We start from the raw sequence: 5,000 nt of genomic DNA on the forward strand, positions 1-5,000 counted from the left end.
GGGTAGGGCTACACACGTCATACAATGGCCGGTACAGAGGGCTGCCAACCCGCGAGGGGGAGCTAATCCCAGAAAACCGGTCGTAGTCCGGATCGTAGTCTGCAACTCGACTGCGTGAAGTCGGAATCGCTAGTAATCGCGGATCAGCTTGCCGCGGTGAATACGTTCCCGGGTCTTGTACACACCGCCCGTCACACCATGGGAGCGGGTTCTGCCAGAAGTAGTTAGCCTAACCGCAAGGGGGGCGATTACCACGGCAGGGTTCGTGACTGGGGTGAAGTCGTAACAAGGTAGCCGTATCGGAAGGTGCGGCTGGATCACCTCCTTTCTAGAAAATGGTCGAGCAGTTGTTTGTTGCGTGCAGCAGATGACCAGCGAGATCCACATGACTCATTTTTAAGCGCCCACACTTATCGGCTGTGAATACAACATCAGAGTAATAGCGTGAGCCTGCCGAGCTGGCCTCAACAGGCGAGCGTTACTGAGAGGCAGTGCACGCAAGAAACGCGTGGGTCTGTAGCTCAGTCGGTTAGAGCACCGTCTTGATAAGGCGGGGGTCGCTGGTTCGAATCCAGCCAGACCCACCACGGATTTGAAGAGATCCCGGGGGATTAGCTCAGCTGGGAGAGCACCTGCTTTGCAAGCAGGGGGTCGTCGGTTCGATCCCGTCATCCTCCACCAATTACTCTGTGCCATGGTTGACAAACCAAAGCATCCGTTGCGCGAAGGCGTGAGCGGTTGTTCTGGTTTGTCAGTCATAAGGCTCGAAAGAGTCGGCTGTTGTTCTTTAACAATTTGTAGAGTCGAATCAGCGCTGCTAGCGGAAAGCGCCATCTCGTAAAGGGGGTGAGCGTACCGTGCCGCTAGTAGCTTTTGATTGCGTCAAACACAAGACTTCAACTGAGCAAGAAATTGTTTAGGTATGAAGAACGGCGTAACGCGTGAATACTCAATAGACGTATGGAGCTGAGAGGCTCTGTACGAGTCCTTGACGACAGTGCAGTCAGCGCTGTCAAAGTTATAGGGTCAAGTGACTAAGTGCATGTGGTGGATGCCTTGGCGATTACAGGCGACGAAGGACGTGATAGCCTGCGATAAGCTTCGGGGAGCTGGCAAATTAGCTTTGATCCGGAGATTTCCGAATGGGGAAACCCACCCCGCGAGGGGTAACTCTGACTGAATACATAGGTCATTGTGGCGAACCGGGTGAACTGAAACATCTCAGTAGCTCGAGGAAAAGACATCAACCGAGATTCCGAAAGTAGCGGCGAGCGAAATTGGAGTAGCCTTTACGTTTTAGCATCGTGTATATCAGAACGGAATGGAAAGTCCGGCCATAGCGGGTGATAGCCCCGTATGAGAAATGCTGCGGTGTGGAACTAAGCGTAAGACAAGTAGGGCGGGACACGAGAAATCCTGTCTGAATATGGGGGGACCATCCTCCAAGGCTAAATACTCGTAATCGACCGATAGTGAACTAGTACCGTGAGGGAAAGGCGAAAAGAACCCCGGGAGGGGAGTGAAATAGATCCTGAAACCGCATGCATACAAAAAGTAGGAGCCCGCAAGGGTGACTGCGTACCTTTTGTATAATGGGTCAGCGACTTACATTCAGTGGCGAGGTTAACCGAATAGGGAAGCCGTAGAGAAATCGAGTCCGAATAGGGCGAATTAGTCGCTGGGTGTAGACCCGAAACCAAGTGATCTATCCATGGCCAGGATGAAGGTACCGTAACAGGTGCTGGAGGTCCGAACCGACTAATGTTGCAAAATTAGCGGATGAGCTGTGGATAGGGGTGAAAGGCTAAACAAACTTGGAAATAGCTGGTTCTCTCCGAAAACTATTTAGGTAGTGCCTCAAGTATTACCATCGGGGGTAGAGCACTGTTATGGCTAGGGGGTCATGGCGACTTACCAAACCATTGCAAACTCCGAATACCGATGAGTACAGCTTGGGAGACAGAGCACCGGGTGCTAACGTCCGGACTCAAGAGGGAAACAACCCAGACCGCCAGCTAAGGTCCCCAAAATTGGCTAAGTGGGAAACGAAGTGGGAAGGCTAAAACAGTCAGGATGTTGGCTTAGAAGCAGCCATCATTTAAAGAAAGCGTAATAGCTCACTGATCGAGTCGTCCTGCGCGGAAGATGTAACGGGGCTAAGCCAGTTACCGAAGCTGCGGATGTGCAATTTATTGCACGTGGTAGGAGAGCGTTCTGTAAGCCTGTGAAGGTGGGTTGTGAAGCCTGCTGGAGGTATCAGAAGTGCGAATGCTGACATGAGTAGCGTTAAAGGGGGTGAAAAGCCCCCTCGCCGAAAGCGCAAGGTTTCCTACGCAACGTTCATCGGCGTAGGGTGAGTCGGCCCCTAAGGCGAGGCAGAGATGCGTAGCTGATGGGAAACAGGTAAATATTCCTGTACCGATCAATAGTGCGATGTGGGGACGGAGAAGGTTAGCTCAGCCAACTGTTGGAATAGTTGGTTCAAGCGTGTAGTCGTGCTCTTTAGGCAAATCCGGAGAGCTTAGATGAGGCGTGATAACGAGTCTGCTTGCAGACGAAGTGAGTGATACCCTGCTTCCAGGAAAAGCCACTAAGCTTCAGCTATTGACGACCGTACCGCAAACCGACACTGGTGCGCGAGATGAGTATTCTAAGGCGCTTGAGAGAACTCTGGAGAAGGAACTCGGCAAATTGACACCGTAACTTCGGAAGAAGGTGTGCCTCTAGTATGTGTAGAGATTTACTCTCGAAGCAGAATGGGGCCGCAGAGAATCGGTGGCTGCAACTGTTTATTAAAAACACAGCACTCTGCAAAGACGAAAGTCGACGTATAGGGTGTGACTCCTGCCCGGTGCTGGAAGATTAAATGATGGGGTGCAAGCTCTTGACTGAAGTCCCAGTAAACGGCGGCCGTAACTATAACGGTCCTAAGGTAGCGAAATTCCTTGTCGGGTAAGTTCCGACCTGCACGAATGGAGTAATGATGGCCACACTGTCTCCTCCAGAGACTCAGCGAAGTTGAAATGTTTGTGATGATGCAATCTCCCCGCGGAAAGACGGAAAGACCCCATGAACCTTTACTGTAGCTTTACATTGGACTTTGAACAGATCTGTGTAGGATAGGTGGGAGGCTTTGAAGTGAGGACGCTAGTTCTCATGGAGCCAACGTTGAAATACCACCCTGGTGTGTTTGAGGTTCTAACCTTGGTCCCTTATCGGGATTGGGGACAGTGTATGGTGGGCAGTTTGACTGGGGCGGTCTCCTCCCAAAGTGTAACGGAGGAGTTCGAAGGTACGCTAAATACGGTCGGAAATCGTGTTGATAGTGCATTGGCATAAGCGTGCTTGACTGCGAGACTGACAAGTCGAGCAGGTACGAAAGTAGGACAAAGTGATCCGGTGGTTCTGTATGGAAGGGCCATCGCTCAACGGATAAAAGGTACTCTGGGGATAACAGGCTGATACCGCCCAAGAGTTCATATCGACGGCGGTGTTTGGCACCTCGATGTCGGCTCATCTCATCCTGGGGCTGTAGCCGGTCCCAAGGGTATGGCTGTTCGCCATTTAAAGAGGTACGTGAGCTGGGTTTAAAACGTCGTGAGACAGTTTGGTCCCTATCTTCCGTGGGCGCTGCAAGATTGAGAGAGCCTGCTCCTAGTACGAGAGGACCGGAGTGGACGCACCTCTGGTGTATCGGTTGTCACGCCAGTGGCATCGCCGAGTAGCTAAGTGCGGAAGAGATAACCGCTGAAAGCATCTAAGCGGGAAACTCGTCTCAAGATGAGTCTTGCCGGGGCCTTGAGCCCCCTGAAGGGTCGTTCGAGACCAGGACGTTGATAGGCTGGGTGTGGAAGCGCAGTAATGCGTTAAGCTAACCAGTACTAATTGCCCGTGAGGCTTGACCCTATAACTTTGACAGTTCAGGCGATGGAAACATCAGCCGATCTGATCAGGGATTATTGAGGACACAAGTTATACCGTTCTTCAGAAGTCAGATCATTCAACGAATGATCCAACGTGTGAACGCAATCAAAACCAGCTGATTCGAAGTGCAATACATGACAAACTCATGTATACTGCGCAGCTCTACAAATTGGGCCTGTTGAAAATCTCTGACGAGACTTCAGCAAGCCAACCAGTTAAGCCTGATGACCATAGCGAGGCGGTCCCACTCCTTCCCATCCCGAACAGGACAGTGAAATGCCTCAGCGCCGATGATAGTGCGGGTTCCCGTGTGAAAGTAGGTCATCGTCAGGCTAATATTTAAGCAAAACGCCCGGTCACATGGCCGGGCGTTTCTGTCTCTGAGTGTGGGTCTGCTAAGGCAGGTCGGGCACTCGGTCCCTAGATGCAAGCGAAGTCTGCCTGGTGTGTGGCAGCGTTTGCATCTGTGGATCCAGCCGGGCTTGGCCTGGTTGTAAGCAGAGCGGAAGTTGCAAGCTGATGAAAATCGCATGCAATAGGTGTTGACGATAGTAAAAACATCAGTCATAATCTCGCTTCTGTGCTGTTGACGAGCTGCAAAGCAGTCGACAGACGCAAGATTCGATGCAAGTCGTCGATCTTGTCAAGATGAGCTTGGCTCTCTTGGTTCTTTAAAAATTAACAGCCGATAAGCGTGGGCGTTTGAAGGTGAGTTTTGATGCTCGGTGACGAGTATCAAGTCTCTTGGACTTTAAACGCTCACGGAAATTAGATGGAATCATGTAAATGGTTTTGTCGATTCCGTTGAGTAAATCAAGATCGAACTGTAGAGTTTGATCCTGGCTCAGATTGAACGCTGGCGGCATGCCTTACACATGCAAGTCGAACGGTAACAGGTTAAGCTGACGAGTGGCGAACGGGTGAGTAATGTATCGGAACGTGCCCAGTCGTGGGGGATAACTACTCGAAAGAGTGGCTAATACCGCATACGACCTGAGGGTGAAAGCGGGGGACCGTAAGGCCTCGCGCGATTGGAGCGGCCGATATCAGATTAGCTAGTTGGTGGGGTAAAAGCC

Annotated in this window: 2 tRNA genes and 4 rRNA genes (1 of these 6 running past the window's edge); all 6 read left to right on the forward strand. The window is 51.4% G+C overall.

The features are described 5' to 3' along the window. Positions 1 to 328: ribosomal RNA gene (locus tag G7092_RS31015) — 16S ribosomal RNA — on the forward strand; the annotation flags it as partial. A 182-nt stretch (positions 329 to 510) separates the two neighbouring features. After that, positions 511 to 587: transfer RNA gene (locus G7092_RS31020), tRNA-Ile, on the forward strand. A gap of 18 nt (positions 588 to 605) precedes the next feature. Then, positions 606 to 681 (forward strand) — tRNA-Ala (locus G7092_RS31025). 343 nt (positions 682 to 1,024) lie between these two features. Next, positions 1,025 to 3,906: ribosomal RNA gene (locus tag G7092_RS31030) — 23S ribosomal RNA — on the forward strand. A gap of 238 nt (positions 3,907 to 4,144) precedes the next feature. Beyond that, positions 4,145 to 4,257: ribosomal RNA gene (rrf, locus tag G7092_RS31035) — 5S ribosomal RNA — on the forward strand. Positions 4,258 to 4,745: 488 nt separating this feature from the next. Continuing rightward, positions 4,746 to 5,000: ribosomal RNA gene (locus tag G7092_RS31040) — 16S ribosomal RNA — on the forward strand; its annotated part runs 1,064 nt beyond the window's last position; the annotation flags it as partial.

It is taken from the genome of Mucilaginibacter inviolabilis (assembly GCF_011089895.1).
GTDB lineage: Bacteria > Bacteroidota > Bacteroidia > Sphingobacteriales > Sphingobacteriaceae > Mucilaginibacter > Mucilaginibacter inviolabilis.